Consider the following 16,261-nt stretch of genomic DNA (forward strand, 5'->3'; position numbering starts at 1 on the left):
AGCGCACCTGCCCTACAAATGAGTGCGTTCTGCCTGAAAGACTGGATCCACTCCGGCGCATGGCACCCCGCCTGCCCCAAGCTGAGCACACGAGAGGCCCCGCATGACCGAGCGCACCGTCGACCCCGCCCCCACGCCACCACGCGGGGAAGGAGCGTTCTCGCTCACCGAGGCCACGATCGCTGAGACGCTGGCCGCGCTCGGCCGCGGAGTCATCACCAGCCGCTGGCTCGTGGAACGCTATCTCGCACGCATCGCCCGCTTCGACCGGGGGCCTGAGGGACTGGGCTCGGTCGTCGTACTCAATCCGGAGGCACTGGCCGCAGCGGATGAGGCCGACGCACGGTGGCGCGCGGGCACGGCACGCGCACTCGAGGGCGTCCCGTTCACGGTCAAGGATTCGTACATGGTGCGCGGACTCACTGTCGCGGCAGGCTCCCCGGCGTTCGCATCGCTCACCGCGCAGTGGGATGCGCACTCGGTCTCCGTGTTGCGGGATGCGGGCGCGATCCTCATCGGCAAAACAAACATGCCCCCGATGGCCGATGGCGGCATGCAGCGTGGCCTCTATGGGCGGGCTGAGAGCCCGTACAATCGCGACTATCTCGCTGCAGCCTACGCGTCCGGATCCTCGAACGGCTCGGGCGTGGCCACCGCCGCAAACTTCGCAGCGTTCGGCATGGGCGAGGAAACGGTCTCTTCCGGCCGGAGCCCCGCGTCGAACAACGCCCTGTGCGCGTACACTCCCAGCTGGGGTGTGCTCTCCATCCGCGGCAACTGGCCACTCTTCCCCGCGCGCGACGTCGTGGTGCCGCACACTCGCAGCATGCCCGACATGCTCAGGGTGCTCGACGTGCTGGTGCAGGACGACCCACACACGCGGGGCGACTTCTGGCGGCGACAGCAGGTCATGCCCATCCCCCGCGCGAGCGAACACCGGCCCACCTCGTACACCGCGCTCGCCCGGCCCGATGCCCTTGCGGGAAAGCGCTTCGCCGTCCCTGCGATGTACCTCGGGGAGGATCCCGCCTACCCGATGAGCGTGCGGCCATCGATCCTGCGGCTCTGGGAGGCAGCGCGGGATCGCCTGACGGCACTCGGAGCCGAACTCGTGATTACCGACTTCCCGCTCATCGGGGCATACGAGCGCGACCGCCCCGGGCAGAAGTTTCTCGGCGCGCTCGGTGACATGCCAGCGTCTTGGTCAGAACTTGAGTTCCACGGTTTTCTCGGCTTCGGTTGGGACGACTTTCTGCGCGCGAACGCGGATCCCAATCTGCCGAATCTTGCTGTTGTTGATTCGCGGCGTATCTATCCGACCCCGCCCGGGCAGCTCCCTGATCGCTACGAACGGGTGGGTGACCACGCGGATCGCTTCGCCTCAATCGTGGACGCCGCGCGCGCGGGAATCCCGGACCCGCAGCACCACCCGGACTTCGCGCATGGGCTGCGCGCGATTGTGGCCCTGCGCGAGCAACTCGTCGAGCACTGGCTCTCGAACCAGGGCTTCGACGGCCTGGTGTTCCCCGCGAATGCGGATGTGGGCCCGGCGACTGCGGACCACGATCCGGCCGCCGCGGATCTCGCGTGGACGAACGGCACGCAGTTCTCGCACGGCAACTACGCACTGCGGCACGTCGGGCTCCCCACCGTCACCGTCCCGATGGGCACGATGAGCGACATCGGCATGCCCGTCGGGCTCACGTTCGCGGGGGCGGCGTATTCGGATCCCGCACTGCTCGGGTACGCCGCGGCCTTCGAAGCCGGCGGGCCCGCGCTCCGAACGGCTCCGCCCGCCGCGCCGGCCCTCGCTGAGGACACGGCGCCGACGGGCGACGGGGGCGCTGCTGCAGCGCAACCGAAGTCGAACTAGGCGGGTTCGCCGCTTGCGGCCTCAGCCTCAGCCTGCTCGGCAGCCTGCTTGGCGACCTGCGCGCGCACGTCATCCATGTCGAGGCCACGAACGCCCTCGATCAGCTGCTCGAGCGCGGGGGCAGGGAGCGCGCCCGCCTGCGAGAACACTCCGATGCCGTCTCGGAATGCCGCGATCGTTGGGATCGACGTGATCTGGAACATCGCTGCGATCTCCTGCTGCGCCTCCGTGTCGATCTTGCCGAAGACGATGTCTTCGTGCTGCTTCGAGGCGGCCTCGTACACCGGCGAGAACGAGCGGCACGGGCCGCACCAGTCTGCCCAGAAGTCGAGCAGCACGATACCGCCCGCGGTGAGGGTCTCCTCGAGGTTGTCCTTGGTGATCTCAATCGTGCTCATAGTGTGTCGCGCGAAATGCGCTCCCTTTCCTCGTGCGTGCCCGGGTGTCTCGCGCTTGGCGCCTGGCCCCCGCTCAGCCACTCCACCCCAGTGAAACGACATGAGCCACACGGGTCAACCGTTTCGCGCGGCGCGCCTGAAACGCACGGGCCGCTCCCAGGCGCGCGCGACAGCATGGGAGCGTGTGCATCGCGCACCCGTTCGCCACGCTCGATAGTCCGAAGGAGCCGCCGTGACGCTCACCGCCCCCACCGGCCGCCGCTGGACCCGTCCCCGGCCGGCAGAGATCGTGTTCCTCGGATTCGGTGCGGCAGTGTTCACGCTCGCCACAGTTGCTGCGGCTACCATCTGCGTCGTGTGCGCATACCCCGCGACGGTCGGTCCACTCAACTAGTGTGCATGTCAACCTCGGGTTGACATGCACACTTTCTCGACGTTAGCGTGGGGCCATGTCCGATTCCCCACCTCCGCAGCCCACGCGCGCGCTCTCCCCACTTGCGGAGGAGGTTGACGCCGCGGTTCTCGCTGCGGCGAGCGCCGATGCCTCGGTGAGCGCGGCGGGGGCGACCTCAGCGATCCAAGCAGCGAACGCGCTCTCCACTGCCGCGCACGATTCGCTCGCCTCCCTGGTCGGTGCTGCGCGTCGCTCCGGCGTGTCCTGGCAGGTCATCGGCGATGCCCTCGGCGTGAGTCGGCAGGCCGCGTTCAAGCGATTCGGCTCCGCAGGTGAGCCGCCAACGGAAGGAAGCACTATGGCTGATCAGTCCATCGACCTCTCGGCTCGCACACGGGAGGTCTTCGAGCGATTGAGCGCGGGCGACTACGAGGCAGTTCGAGCAACGATGACGTACAGCTGTGCGCGGACGCTCACCAAGCGGAAGGTGATGAGCGTGTGGGATCAGGTGGTGCGCGACACGGGCAAGCTGGAGTCCTGCGACGAGCTCACGGTCCGCATTCCGGACGGCACGAACGCGCTCACCAAGTTCGCGGGCAGACTTCTCAGCAACGGAGCGATCGTCCAGACCACGCTGCGACACGAGGCGGGAGACTGGATCGGACGCGTCGCCTACAACGGCTCCGGGAAGATCACCGGTCTGCTCATCGCCCCGGTCGGTGCGGAGGATCTCGCGTTCTAGCGATGCAGGTCGAGCGGTGCCGCGAACGAGAAGCCTCGGCCCCTGCGGCACCGCTCGCTGTGTGGGCTACTCCCAGGAAGCCGCACCGTTCCCAATGCTGATCTTCACCATCAGGGTGGTCTCACCCGGTCGCGCGTCGACCGTACCGACGGTGGAACGTCCCTGCCCCGTGATCACCTCGATGTGCCGCGGCGCCTCGACGATCCCGCACTCAGAACATGCGTCACTGGGATTCTCCGTTGGCTACGGTGCGGCGAGGAGCAGCTCCCTGACCTCGCGCCGAAGCACCTTGCCGATCAACGAACGAGGCAGTTCATCGACAACATCTACCCGTTTCGGAACCTTGTATGCAGCGAGCCGCGTACGGCAGAAATCTCGCACACCCGCCGACGTGACCTCCGCACCACTCCGGATCACTACCGCGGCGGCGACCATCTCAGCCCCGTCCCCACGCGGCAAGGAAACGACTGCTGCGTCCGCGATGTCCGGGTGGGAGAGCAGCACTTCTTCCACTTCGGAGGGCGACACGTTGAATCCTCCGGTAATGATCAGTTCTTTCCGGCGGTCGACTACCGTCACAAAGCCATCCGCCGAAACCGTGACAATGTCTCCGGTGCGCAACCAGCCATCATGCAGCAGTGTCTCCGCGGTTTCCTCTGGACGCTTCCAATATCCCTGAAACACCTGCGGACCGCGGATCAAAAGTTCCCCCGGTTGCCCCACACCGACGTCAATGGAGGGATCGTCGGGATCAATCACCCGAATCTCAGTGCTCGGAAATGGCACCCCCACCGATCCTGGTCGACGTGACGGCCCAGCCGGGTTGCCAAGCGCAACCGGTGACGCCTCGGTCATACCGTAGCCCTCCACGAGCAGCCCGCCGGTCACCTCTTCCCAGCGCTGCACGGTTGACACGGGCAGTGGCATTGCGCCTGAGATCGCAAACCGCACCGTCGAGAGATCAATCTCACCGTGAAGCGCCGCTCGGGCAAGACGGTCGTACATGGGCGGAACGCCTGGCAAGAACGTTGGCGGAGAGTGCTTTGCGGCTTTCTTCACAAGCTCCACATCAAAAGTGGGAAACAGCACCAATCGAGCGCCGATACTCATGGCGAACGTCAGACACAGCGTCAACCCGTAGGCATGAAACAGCGGCAGCACACCATAAAACACCTCGTCACCCTCACGTAGACCGGGGAGCCATTCACGGCCTTGCATCGCATTTGCGCGAAGGTTCGCGTGCGTCAGAATCGCCCCCTTCGGCCTGCCCGTTGTACCGCTGGTGTACTGCAATACGGCGATGTCATGAAGCTTTGGGGCAGCCACCCGCTTCGGCAGCCGCCTCCCCAGAAGCGACTCCCATGCACGCATATCCTTCGACGCGGGCCGCGCCGTCAGTTTCCTCCGCGCTGACCGAGCCTTCGGGATCGGCAACCGCAACGCGAGCTGTTGGGCGATGGGCATCGCCTTCGTCATGTTCACTGTGACGATTCGCCTGGGTCGGACATCTGCCGGCAGTCGATCGATCTTCTCGCTCACCAGGTCCCACACAATGGCCACCTGAGCCTCGTGGTCCTCAAACTGATGGCGCAGCTCCCGCTCCGTGTACAACGGGTTGTGCTCCACGACAACGGCGCCCAGACGCAGCACCGCATAGAACGCGACAACATGCTGGGGGCAGCTGGGAAGCACCAGCGCTACCCGGTCTCCTGACCCAACTCCGAGCTTCCGCAAGCCGCCCGCCACACGCTCGACCTGTTCGAAGAGCTCACGGTAACTGGTGGTCCGCCCAAAGAACTCCAGCGCGACATGATTCGGAAACCTGCGAGCACTCGCTTGCAGGGCCTCTGGCAGAGTTTCCGCGATCGGATCAATGTCCGGCCGCACCCCCTCAGCGTAGGACGACAGCCACGGTCGCGTGGGGTCATGCTGAGCTTCGGTACACACTGCCGTCATATTGGCGATCCTCCTACGTCGGTATCCCCCACCCTACGGAGCACCCCATCCCCCCAGGACGCATCGACGCCGCCATCCGTGGCGGGCTGAGCGCCACAAGCGAACTCGGAAATGAGTCCAAAAACGCCGAAAGCCTTCGAATCTCAAAGATTCAAAGGCTTTCGTTTGGTGGATCTGAGGGGATTCGAACCCCTGACCCCCTGCATGCCATGCAGGTGCGCTACCAACTGCGCCACAGACCCGTGGAAGTCGGAGGAATGCTCCCCCGACAACTCCTCTACTCTACCGCATCGGCCCCCGGGTCACGCAAATCAGGCAATCCCGGGCGCGCCATCAGCGCAAGCGACTGAGTCGAGTTACTCGGCGTCAGTTGCAGCGACCGCGGGTGTCGCGAGCATGTCTGCCACGTCAATCACGGGGCAGTCCTGCCACAGCCGCTCGAGCTGGTAGAAGTCGCGCTCCTCCTGATGGAAGACGTGCACGATGAGGTCACCGAAGTCGAGGAGCACCCACCGGCCGCTCTCGCGGCCCTCGCGGCGAATTGTGCGCACGCCGGCCCCATTCAGGGCATCCTCGACAGCGTCGGAGATTGCCTGCACATTGCGCTCGACCGCCCCGGTGAGCACGAGGAACGCGTCGGCCAGGCCGAAGTGCTCACTCACCTCAAGCGCGACAGGGGCGATCGCGCCCTTGCCGTCCGCAGCCCGGACGGCAAGTTCGAGATCTGCGCGGAAATCAGTGCGCGTTGCTTGCGTGTTCAGTTCAGTTCCTTTGATTGTGTGCGCGGCGAAGGGAATGCCCTTAGCCGAACATCCCATTGCTTGCGCCCCAAATACCCAGCGCGACAACGGCGAGCAGCAGGCCGCCACCGGTCAACGACAGGATGAGCGGCAGCTTGCTGTGCTCCTTGGCGGGCTTGGCAACAACAGGGATGGTGGAGTCGACGCGAGCGCTCACTGCGTGCCGTGCAGACACGGGCGCGGGCCCGTGACCGGTGGTCTGCGGATCGTTCGTCTCCGCGCCGGTGATCGGGTCGATCTCGATCGAGTCATGCAGGCTCGAGTGTCCCCCGGTCTCACCGAGCGACTTCGGCAGCTTCAGCGAGCCGGTCACGTACAGATCGCCGGTGCCACCGAGCGGGCCGGTGAGTCCACCGGTCGTCTCCTCAGGCATCGACGGAAGAATCAGCGCGGAAGTGTTGGTTGCCCCAACGGCACCTTCCTGCGCCACCGCGCGGGAAATGAGGTCGTCAAAGCCGCCCTGCGCGTCGCCACTCTGCGCAGGCATACTGCGGGTCGCGGGATCGTCAAACACCGATCGCCATTCCTCCGGCGGAGCTATGTCGGGGAACGAGTAGCTGGGCTTCGCCGCAACCGGCTCGGGCACAACCTCCTCGGCGACCTCGGCCTCGGTGACCTCAGCCTCGTGGGCCTCGTCACTGGGCTCCTCCGCTGTGGGTGCCGAAGGCAGGTCGTCGGCGGCCTCAGCCGGAGCAGGATCAGCGAGCAGGGCACCAGCGGGTGCGTCATTTTCTTCGGCCTCAGCAGCCTCAGTCAGCTCGAGATCAGCCACGTCTGCGGAATCGCTCTCAGCCTCAACCTCGGGCGCGATCTCGTCCTCAGCTTCGACCTCTGCACCGCGACGCTGCCACGGGAACCGGCGCTTTGCCTTCGGCTCGGCGGCTGCTTCCTCGGCGTCCTCCGACTCCGAGGCCTCGGACTCTGAGGGCTGCTCGTCAGCCTCAGGCGCTTCTGCGGGCTCCTCCGCACTGCGCTCTGCTTCTGCCTCGCGCAGCTCGTCCACCGTGAACGGCTCGGTGGGCGGGGAAATCAGGGAGTCGAAATCCATCTCACCGGTGAGGGGTGCGGCCGGTGCCTCTTCAGCAACCGTCTCCGCGGCCTCAGTAGAAGCTTCAGGCTCAGCCGACACTTCTGGCTCAGACGCTGCTTCTTCAGCATGCGTCTCATCAGTGTTCTCGTCAGCCGCGGGGTCAGCGTTTGAAGCCGACTCATCAACGACCGGAGCAGCGGGCTGCGCGGCCGCACGAGCGGCAAGCGCATCCTCGCGAAGCTGACGCATTTCGCGCCTGCTGCGCGGCGATCCATCCTCGTTGACCGGAGAGATCTCAATCTCTTCACTCACGGGCGCAGCGACAACATCCTCATCAGGAGCTGTTGCCTCCGGTTCAGCCGGGGCTTCGGCAACCTCTGAGAGGTCAAGCGCACCGGTCTCGCCCATCTCCCGGAGACGCAGCTCGCGCCGCGTCAACGGTCGTTGTTCGTCGTGTTCACTCATCCTCTGTCGCTTCCTCGGTGTACAACTCGTGCTTCGCAATGTACTGCACGACACCGTCCGGCACGAGATACCACACCGGATACCCCCTGGCTACCCGCGCTCGGCAATCTGTCGAAGAGATGGCGAGCGCGGGAACTTCCAACAAGCTTACGTGTTCACCTGATAATCCCGAAAGCGAGAGCTCATGCCCAGGCCGTGAAACTGCAATGAAGTGGGCAAGTTCCCAGAGCTTGTCCACATCCTTCCAGCTCAGGATCTGCTCGACAGCGTCCGCACCAGAGATGAAGTAGAGCTCCGCGTCCGGCATCTGCTTGCGCAGGTCCCGCAGCGTATCCACCGTATAGGTGGGGCCTTCGCGGTCAACGTCCACTCGACTCACCGTGAAGCGAGGGTTTGAGGCCGTCGCGATCACGGTCATGAGGTAGCGGTGCTCGCTGGGCGAGACGTTGCTCTTCTGCCAGGGCTCCCCGGTGGGAACGAAAACAACCTCGTCGAGGCCGAAGCTCTGAGCGACTTCGCTTGCCGCGACGAGGTGTCCGTGATGGATCGGATCGAATGTTCCGCCCATCACCCCGATCCGGCGCTTTGAAGTCACCATCCGGGTTCGTTCCGTTAGTGCTGCGCTGCGCCGTGGTCGCGCGCGTACGCCTCAGCCTTCGCGGCGTGACGGTTCGCAACGTCACGGAAGGAGAACGTAACGACGCCAAGAACGACGAAGATCGACAGGGTGATCAGGCCGAAAAAGGGCGCCGGGAACGGCAGCTCGTTGACAACGTGCGAGCCCGCCTCCGAGGCGACGGCGATCGTGGCGAGAAGTGACATGGAAAACCCCTGCATTCTAGACAGATTGGATACTCGGTCCCAGTGTACCGGGTCCGATTAGCGAATCTGGCCGTTGCCGCGCACCAACCACTTGGTGCTCGTCAGCTCGGGCAGACCCATGGGGCCGCGCGCGTGCAGCTTCTGGGTCGAGATCCCGACCTCAGCGCCGAAGCCGAACTCGCCGCCATCAGTGAATCGAGTGGAGGCGTTAACCATCACCACGGCCGAATCGACCTCCGCGAGAAAACGCTCAGCATTGGCGTAATCCTGCGTGACGATGGACTCTGTGTGATGGCTTGAGTACTGACCGATGTGCGCAATCGCTTCGTCCATCGAGTCGACGATCCGCACACCCATCTCGAGCGCGAGGTGCTCGGTTGCCCAGGTCTCGTCGTCTGCAGCGGCGATGCCGGGAACGACGTCACGCGAGGCTTCGTCGCCCGCGAGCGTGACACCGGATTCCATGAGTTCACGGGCGAGTCGCGGCAGCATTCGCTCAGCAGCGACACGGTGAACGAGTAGCGTCTCGGCCGCGTTGCACACGCTCGGACGGTGGGTCTTCGCGTTGTGCACGATCGACGCAGCCATGTCCTCATCGGCGGTCGCGTCAACGTAGACGTGCACGATGCCCGAACCCGTCTCGATGACGGGCACGGTCGATTCCTGCACCACGGTCGCGATCAGCCCGGCACTGCCGCGTGGGATCAGCACGTCGACGTAGCCGCGTGCTCGCATGAGTCGCGCCGCTCCCTCACGGCCGAACTCGTCGATAGTCTGCACGGCGTCGCCGTCGAGCCCCACGCTCGCGAGCGCGCGCTGGATCAGCGCAACGAGCACGCGGTTGCTGTTCTCCGCTGCGGTGCCACCGCGAAGCACGGCGCCATTTCCACTCTTCAGGGCGAGTGCGGCGATGTCAATCGTCACGTTCGGGCGCGCCTCGTAGATCGCACCCACTACGCCAAACGGGACGCGCACCTGGTTGATGCGGATGCCATTGGCGAGCGTGGAGCCGCGCAGCACCTCCCCCACGGGATCCGGCAGCGCGATCACCGAGCGCACGGCCTCCGCAAGCGCGTGGAGTCGCGCCTCGTCAAGCCGCAGACGATCAAGCAAGCCTTCGCCGATGCCGTTTCGCTCGCCAGCTTCAAGGTCCTTTGCGTTCTCCGCAACAACCTCTGGCACACTGCGCTCCAGCTCAACCGCAATCGCCTCAAGCGCGGCGTTCTTCTGCGCGGTTGTGACGGTGGCAAGCGACTTGGACGCGACGCGTGCGCGCTCGAGCTTCTGGAGAAAAAGATCAGCCTGGGACATGGCCCAAGCTTAGCCGGTTCGAAGCCGCCTACGCGGCGTCGGGGCTGCCGTCGAAGCGAGTGCCATGATCAGCGCCGTCGAGCACACCCGCGAAGAGTCGGGTCTCGGTGAGGAGTACGTGCGTGCCTGCGTCGGCGGCCAGGCGTGCAGCCTGCACCTTCGTGGCGGCGCCTCCAGTCCCCCAGCCCGACTGCGCCGCGCCGATCTCGATTCCTGCCAGCGCGTCGCCGTACGGCACATGCGGAATGCGCGTGGCACCCACCACGTTCGGCGGGGCGGTGTACAGGGCGTCGACGTCGGAGAGGAGCACCAGGCGGTCGGCCCCCACGAGTCGGGCAACGAGCGCGGCGAGGCGGTCGTTGTCGCCGAAGCGAATCTCATGGGTGGCGACCGTATCGTTCTCGTTGATGATTGGCAGGATCCCGAGCTGCAAGAGACGCTCGATCGCTCGCCGAGCATTGCCGCGGTGCGTGGGGTTCTCCATGTCGTGCGCCGTGAGCAGCACCTGGCCGGCAATCACATCGTGGCTGCTGAGCGCGCGCTGGTACCGGTTCACCAGGATGTTCTGGCCGACCGCTGCGGCAGCCTGCTGCGTCGCGAGGTCTTCGGGGCGTTCATCGAGCCGGAGGAACGGTACCCCCGTCGCGATTGCCCCACTCGAGACGAGGATCACCTCGGCGCCTGCAGCGTGCAGGCGCGCGAGCGAGTTCACCAGGGTAGGAATCTGCGCGGCGTTGTCGCCGCTCACCGATGACGAGCCGACTTTGACGACGACGCGACGGGCGGCGAGCAGTTCGTCGCCGACGCTCACGAGTCCTCGCTCCAGAGCCCCGCCTCGCGTTCGCGCTCGAGCTCGGCGCGGGCCTCAGCCTTACCGTCCATCATCTCGTGGTACTCGGTACGACGCTCCTTGTTGGTGCGACGCTGGTTCGGGTCCACGCGCAGGTCGGTGCCTCGGGCACCCATCTGCACTTCCGCCGCGCTCGTGACAGTCGGCTCCCAATCAAAGACAACGCCAGCACCCGGACCGATGACCACGGTGGAACCTGCAACCGCGCCCGCCTTGACCAGTGCGTCGTCGATGCGGATCTTCTGCAGTCGATCGGCGAGGTATCCCACGGCCTCGTCGTTCTGGAAGTCAGTCTGTGCGACCCAGCGCTCGGGCTTCGGGCCGAGGATGCGGTAAATCGTTCCGTAGGTACCGCCCTCGGGAACGACGCGGAAACCGTTGTCGTCCTTCGCCTTCGGCGTGAGCACGATGCGCGGCTGCTCAGGCGCCTCAGCCAGTGCTTTCGCACGGGCCTCCTCGACCAGCGCACCAAGCGCGAAGCCGAGCTCACGCAGGCCCTCGTGCGACACGGTAGAGATGAGGAACACGCGGTAGCCACGCGCCTCAAGGTCCCCGCGCACGAACTCGGCGAGCTCGCGGCCCTCGGGAACGTCGATCTTGTTGAGCGCGATCAGCTGCGGGCGCTCAAGCAGAGGGATCTGCCCTTCAGGGACGGGGTATGCCTCGAGCTCGCGCAGAATCACGTCGAGATCCGAGATCGGGTCGCGGCCCGGCTCAAGCGTTGCGCAGTCAAGCACGTGCAACAGTGCGCTGCACCGCTCAACGTGGCGCAGGAAGTCGAGGCCGAGGCCACGGCCCTCGCTCGCGCCCTCGATGAGTCCAGGGACGTCAGCAACGGTAAAGCGCGAGTCTCCCGCCTGCACGACGCCCAGGTTAGGGTGCAGCGTGGTGAAGGGGTAGTCCGCGATCTTCGGCTTCGCAGCGCTCATCGCGGCGATGAGACTCGACTTGCCTGCAGAGGGGTAGCCGACAAGCGCCACATCGGCGATTGTCTTCAGCTCGAGGGTCAGCGAACCCGCTTCGCCCTCGGTTCCGAGCAGCGCGAAGCCAGGAGCGATGCGCTTGGCACTCGCGAGCGCGTTGTTGCCGAGGCCGCCGATACCGCCACGTGCCGCGACGAAGCGCAGGCCGGGCTCGTTGAGGTCAACAAGCGTCTCCCCCGCAGCATCCTTGACGACGGTGCCAACGGGGACGGAGAGCACCATCTCTTCGCCCGTGGTGCCTGCACGGTAGCCGCCAGCGCCGAAGCCGCCGTTCTCCGCCATCCGGTGCGGGCGGCGGTGGAACTCAAGCAGGGTGGTGACCTGCGGGTCGGCAAGGATCACGATATCCCCGCCGTCGCCGCCGGCACCGCCATCTGGGCCCGCGAGTGGCTTGAACTTCTCGCGTCGGACCGACACGCAGCCGTTGCCGCCGCGTCCCGCCTGAAGGTGCACCTGCACCTGGTCAACAAATGTCACCATGCTGAGAAATCCTTCGCTAGATACGGCAAAAGGCGAGCCGAAGCCCGCCTCGCCGTTGATCGCCTAAGTTAGGCTGCGGAAACGATGTTGACGACCTTGCGGCCGCCCTTCGCACCAAACTCAACCGAGCCCGCTGCGAGAGCGAACAGGGTGTCGTCCTTGCCACGGCCGACGTTTGCGCCGGGGTGGAAACGGGTGCCGCGCTGGCGAACGATGATCTCGCCGGCGTTCACCTGCTGGCCGCCGAAGCGCTTCACGCCGAGGCGCTGTGCGTTCGAGTCGCGACCGTTCTTGCTGGAGCCCACGCCCTTTTTGGATGCCATGAGTCTCTACTCCTTCGGTAGTGCCTGGAAAGTGTTACTTGATGCCGGTGACCTTGAGGCGCGTCAGATCCTGACGGTGCCCCTGGCGGCTCTTGTAACCGGTCTTGTTCTTGTAGCGCTGGATGACGATCTTCGGACCGCGGAGGTCGTTGAGAACCTCAGCCGTAACCTTGACCTTCGCGAGCGCCGAGGCGTCGGTGGTCACCTTGTCGCCGTCAACGAGCAGCACTGCGGGAAGCTCGAGCTTGCCCTCTGCGTCTCCCGAAACACGGTTGACGGTGATGATCGAGCCAACCTCGACCTTCTCCTGACGGCCGCTTGTGCGCACAACTGCGTAAACCACTTCTCACCCTTTTTCTTAGAGGATTTGTTTTCGTGTCGAAGCGCGGCCGTGCCGACTTCGAAGTCTGAGGTATGCCACCGGAGCGGCACCAACGCTCAATAATATCTCGGAGAACCGCACCTGGTCAAATAGGCGCGGCCGCGTGTCACTGTCGCTCGCTCTCCTTGCGGCGCACTGTTGCTTCGAGTGCCTCGGCGAGCGCAAGCTGAGCGGCCTGCGCGTCGTCCTTCGGCTGCTCGCTGCCCGGGCGGAGCGGCGCTGTCGTGACACGCCGACTGCGCGCACGCCCAGATCCCGCGCCCGGCGCCTCCGGAAGCGCGTCGAGTACCGAGTCGAGCAGGTTGCCCGACAGGGGGGCCTCCGCTACAGGAGCCGGCTCAGCCGCACGCTCGAACGACGACCCGTCACCGGTGGCGCGCGCCGCACGCGAGGAAACTCGACCGGTCTGTCGGGGCTGGCTTCCGCCGGTACGATCTGCGATCTCTGCCTGGGGCTCGGCTTCCTTCGCGACGGGAATCGTCGAAGCCGCGACCTGTGCGAGCATGTTCTTCGCACCGTCGGTGATGGAGTGAGCCTTCGCATCGTGCTGCGGCTGCGCCGACTGCTGGGCGCCCCCACCATTTCCGCCGTTGCCGCCGTTGTTGTTCCCGCGGCCGCCTCGCTTCGTGGCGCGCGCCGGCGCCTCGCTGCGGTGCTTTGTGACGGGCTCATGGTGCACGATCACGCCACGGCCAGCGCACACGTCGCAGGGCTCGCTGAACGACTCGAGCAGGCCAAGGCCCAGCTTCTTGCGCGTCATCTGGACGAGGCCGAGCGAGGTCACTTCGGCAACCTGATGCTTCGTGCGGTCCCGGCTCAGGCACTCCACCATGCGGCGGAGCACGAGGTCGCGGTTCGACTCGAGCACCATGTCAATGAAGTCGACCACGATGATGCCACCGATGTCGCGCAGACGCAGCTGACGCACGATCTCTTCAGCGGCCTCGAGGTTGTTCTTTGTGACAGTCTCCTCAAGGTTGCCACCCGAACCGACAAACTTGCCCGTGTTCACGTCGACCACGGTCATGGCCTCGGTGCGGTCGATGACGAGCGAACCACCGGAGGGCAGCCACACCTTTCGGTCGAGCGCCTTTGCGATCTGCTCGGTGACGCGGTACTCGTCAAAGATGTCCCGCTCGCCGGAGTAGCGCTCGACGCGCTCCAGGAGATCGGGCGCCACCTGCGAGAGGTAGTTCTCGATCACGGTGTAAGTGTCTTCACCGGCGATCTTCAGCTTCTGGAAGTCCTCGTTGAAGACATCACGCACGATCTTGATGAGCATGTCGGGCTCGGAGTGCAGCAGCACGGGCCCGCCACCCTTCGCAACGCGCTTCTGGATCGACTCCCACTGACGGGTGAGGCGCTGCACGTCGTGGGTGAGCTGATCCTCGGTTGCGCCCTCGGCCGCGGTGCGGACGATAACGCCAGCGCCCGTGGGGAGCACCTCCTTGAGAATCTTCTTCAGGCGCGCACGCTCAGTATCGGGGAGCTTGCGTGAGATGCCGTTCATGGCACCGCCGGGCACGTACACGAGGAAGCGGCCGGGCAACGAAATCTGACTGGTCAGGCGTGCACCCTTGTGTCCCACCGGATCCTTCGTCACCTGCACGAGGACCTGGTCACCGGGCTTCAGCGCGTTCTCAATCTTCCGCGCGGTGTTGCCGCCCTCAAATTCCGACCAGTCAACCTCGCCCGAGTACAGGACGGCATTGCGGCCACGGCCGATGTCGACGAACGCTGCCTCCATGCTCGGGAGCACGTTCTGAACACGGCCGAGGTACACATTGCCGATGAGAGACGACTCGCTCGAGCGCGCGACGTAGTGCTCGACGAGCACCTTGTCTTCGAGCACACCGATCTGCACGCGGTCAGCGGTCGTGCGCACGATCATCTCACGATCGACCGACTCGCGGCGCGCGAGGAACTCCGATTCGGTAATGACCACGCGGCGGCGGCCTGCGTCGCGGCCATCGCGGCGGCGCTGCTTCTTGGCCTCGAGCCGGGTCGATCCCTTGACCTTCTGCGGCTCGGTGATCACGGGCGCCTGGCGCTGCGGGCGACGGCTGCCCTCGTCCTCGGGAGCGGAATCGCCGCCACCGTTCCGACGGCGACGGGTGCGCGAGGAGGACGAAGCGCCCGCGCTCTCGCGCTCATCTACATCGCTCTCGGGGTGCAGGTGCTGATCGAGAATGTCATCGAGCTGGCGCAGCTCACTCGGTCGCAGTTCGCTCCGGCGGGGCCGCGGCGCGATCGGCGGCACGTCTGGCGCCAAGAAGATGAGGCGAGTCGTCGCGCGGAAGCGCTCCTCGGGGGTCATCTCCGACAGCGGCAGCACGAGGGGGGTGACCCGTTCCTCTGCCGCAGCCTGGGGGGCCTCAGCTTCCCCCTCCGCAGACGCTACCTCGGTGGCGTCTACTTCCGTCGTGTTCGTGTCGCTGGGAGTCTCCGCCTCGGTGTCGACCACCTCTGGCAGCTGCGGCTCCGAGTCGTGCTGTTCTTCTGTAGTCTGCTTCACCATTCCTGGTGTCTCCTTCGGTCCGGAGAAAGCATTGCTCGCTCCGGCAATTCTTTGTTCGGCGGGTGATCCCGCAAATCCTGTTCCCCGCGGATGCCTGCACCCGCGCTCGGTCGTTCCTCGACCGGTGACGGCCTGGCGGCCGCCAAAAGACTGTGCGTGCTGTTCCCAATTCCGGGGTGACATGCACTGCGATACTCATTATGTCACGCTCCCCCTGGATTCCGCAGGATCTCGCGCGAACGCAGCAACACCGCGTCACCAGCCGGGCGTGGGACGCGTGTTCGCAGGAAACCACGCAGGCAAGCACATTAGGATCGGCGGCATGAGCTCTGCACTTGAGACCAACCGGCGCCCCATAGGTTTCGCCGTGTTCACGATCATCGCTGGCGCGGTGGGCTGGTTCGCGTCCTGGGAGCTCCTCACGGAGTACATCAAGACCCTCGCGCAGCCCGGCTACGTGCCGAACTGCGCGGTGAGCATTCTGGTGACGTGTGGCCCCAACATGGGGTCGTGGCAGGGCTCGGTGCTCGGATTCAGCAACACCATCATCGGCGTCGCCGCGTTCATGGCGCCGATCATCGTCGGCGTCGCGCTCCTCGCCGGCGCGCGCTTTGCCCCGTGGTTCTGGCGCATCTACCAGCTCGGACTTCTCGCGGGCTTCGTCTTTGTCTGCTGGCTGTTCACCCAGAGTGTCTACTCGCTCGGCACACTCTGCCCGTGGTGCATGGTGGTCTGGTCGGCCATGATCCCTCTCTGGTGGTTCAGTGCGTTCACCCCCGACGCAGCGGGGCTCATTCCTGGCTCAGAGACGCGCCGCCGCGGTTTCCAGCAGGCTCAGTCGTGGGCATGGGTGCTTGTCCTCGTGACCGTGCTCATCATTGCGTTCCTCGCCCAGATGCAGCTCGACTGGCTCGCAGAGTTCGCGCGAAACTAG

At 65.5% G+C, this 16,261-nt stretch carries 16 protein-coding genes and 1 tRNA gene; 4 read left to right on the forward strand and 13 right to left on the reverse strand.

Translation table 11 applies throughout. From position 1 onward, the window contains the following. Positions 1 to 103: 103 nt before the first annotated feature. The gene (locus tag ACR81A_RS08520; RefSeq protein ID WP_440311590.1) at positions 104 to 1,873 is read left to right on the forward strand and encodes an amidase; all 1,770 of its coding nucleotides are present in this window, start codon (positions 104 to 106) and stop codon (positions 1,871 to 1,873) included. Here ACR81A_RS08520 and ACR81A_RS08525 read toward each other — a convergent pair. Next, a complete protein-coding gene (locus ACR81A_RS08525; protein WP_202382867.1) occupies positions 1,870 to 2,271 on the reverse strand; it encodes a thioredoxin family protein in 402 nt (133 codons plus the stop codon). The two genes, ACR81A_RS08520 and ACR81A_RS08525, sit on opposite strands and share 4 nt — an antisense overlap. Before the next feature lie 232 nt (positions 2,272 to 2,503). Here ACR81A_RS08525 and ACR81A_RS08530 point away from each other — a divergent pair, with 232 nt between their 5' ends. Together ACR81A_RS08530 and ACR81A_RS08535 are read left to right on the forward strand one after the other, a co-directional pair. After that, positions 2,504 to 2,665, forward strand: coding sequence for a hypothetical protein (locus ACR81A_RS08530; RefSeq protein ID WP_202382868.1), 162 nt, complete (start codon positions 2,504 to 2,506; stop codon positions 2,663 to 2,665). A gap of 55 nt (positions 2,666 to 2,720) precedes the next feature. Beyond that, positions 2,721 to 3,407, forward strand: coding sequence for a DUF3887 domain-containing protein (locus ACR81A_RS08535; protein WP_440311591.1), 687 nt, complete (start codon positions 2,721 to 2,723; stop codon positions 3,405 to 3,407). A 243-nt stretch (positions 3,408 to 3,650) separates the two neighbouring features. Here ACR81A_RS08535 and ACR81A_RS08540 read toward each other — a convergent pair whose 3' ends face one another. From ACR81A_RS08540 to ACR81A_RS08595, 12 genes are all read right to left on the reverse strand, one after another. Further along, positions 3,651 to 5,363 (reverse strand): long-chain-fatty-acid--CoA ligase, encoded by a 1,713-nt coding sequence (locus tag ACR81A_RS08540; RefSeq protein WP_440311592.1) that lies wholly within the window; start codon positions 5,361 to 5,363, stop codon positions 3,651 to 3,653. A gap of 166 nt (positions 5,364 to 5,529) precedes the next feature. Then, positions 5,530 to 5,605 (reverse strand) — tRNA-Ala (locus ACR81A_RS08545). 114 nt (positions 5,606 to 5,719) lie between these two features. After that, positions 5,720 to 6,181, reverse strand: coding sequence for a ribosome silencing factor (gene rsfS, locus ACR81A_RS08550; RefSeq protein ID WP_440311593.1), 462 nt, complete (start codon positions 6,179 to 6,181; stop codon positions 5,720 to 5,722). Further along, complete coding sequence (locus ACR81A_RS08555; protein ID WP_440311594.1) at positions 6,165 to 7,658, reverse strand: hypothetical protein; 1,494 nt, start codon at positions 7,656 to 7,658, stop codon at positions 6,165 to 6,167. The genes rsfS and ACR81A_RS08555 overlap by 17 nt, the downstream gene beginning before the upstream one ends. Next, positions 7,651 to 8,256, reverse strand: a complete 606-nt coding sequence (gene nadD / locus ACR81A_RS08560) for a nicotinate-nucleotide adenylyltransferase (RefSeq protein ID WP_202382873.1) — start codon at positions 8,254 to 8,256, stop codon at positions 7,651 to 7,653. The genes ACR81A_RS08555 and nadD overlap by 8 nt, the downstream gene beginning before the upstream one ends. A gap of 14 nt (positions 8,257 to 8,270) precedes the next feature. Beyond that, positions 8,271 to 8,480, reverse strand: coding sequence for a hypothetical protein (locus ACR81A_RS08565; protein WP_202382874.1), 210 nt, complete (start codon positions 8,478 to 8,480; stop codon positions 8,271 to 8,273). 57 nt (positions 8,481 to 8,537) lie between these two features. Beyond that, positions 8,538 to 9,791, reverse strand: coding sequence for a glutamate-5-semialdehyde dehydrogenase (locus ACR81A_RS08570; protein ID WP_440311595.1), 1,254 nt, complete (start codon positions 9,789 to 9,791; stop codon positions 8,538 to 8,540). A gap of 28 nt (positions 9,792 to 9,819) precedes the next feature. Beyond that, entirely contained in the window at positions 9,820 to 10,602 is a 783-nt protein-coding gene (proB, locus tag ACR81A_RS08575) for a glutamate 5-kinase (protein WP_202382876.1), read from the reverse strand. Continuing rightward, positions 10,599 to 12,104 (reverse strand): GTPase ObgE, encoded by a 1,506-nt coding sequence (obgE, locus tag ACR81A_RS08580; protein WP_202382877.1) that lies wholly within the window; start codon positions 12,102 to 12,104, stop codon positions 10,599 to 10,601. The genes proB and obgE overlap by 4 nt, the downstream gene beginning before the upstream one ends. Before the next feature lie 68 nt (positions 12,105 to 12,172). Next, positions 12,173 to 12,427, reverse strand: coding sequence for a 50S ribosomal protein L27 (gene rpmA / locus ACR81A_RS08585; RefSeq protein ID WP_025133606.1), 255 nt, complete (start codon positions 12,425 to 12,427; stop codon positions 12,173 to 12,175). Between the two features lie 34 nt (positions 12,428 to 12,461). Continuing rightward, the gene (gene rplU / locus ACR81A_RS08590; protein ID WP_202382878.1) at positions 12,462 to 12,770 is read right to left on the reverse strand and encodes a 50S ribosomal protein L21; all 309 of its coding nucleotides are present in this window, start codon (positions 12,768 to 12,770) and stop codon (positions 12,462 to 12,464) included. 145 nt (positions 12,771 to 12,915) lie between these two features. Then, positions 12,916 to 15,327 (reverse strand): Rne/Rng family ribonuclease, encoded by a 2,412-nt coding sequence (locus tag ACR81A_RS08595; RefSeq protein WP_440311596.1) that lies wholly within the window; start codon positions 15,325 to 15,327, stop codon positions 12,916 to 12,918. A gap of 322 nt (positions 15,328 to 15,649) precedes the next feature. Here ACR81A_RS08595 and ACR81A_RS08600 point away from each other — a divergent pair, with 322 nt between their 5' ends. Beyond that, complete coding sequence (locus ACR81A_RS08600; protein WP_202382880.1) at positions 15,650 to 16,261, forward strand: vitamin K epoxide reductase family protein; 612 nt, start codon at positions 15,650 to 15,652, stop codon at positions 16,259 to 16,261.

Source organism: Leucobacter chromiireducens (genome assembly GCF_051993095.1).
Classification (GTDB): Bacteria; Actinomycetota; Actinomycetes; order Actinomycetales; family Microbacteriaceae; genus Leucobacter; species Leucobacter chromiireducens.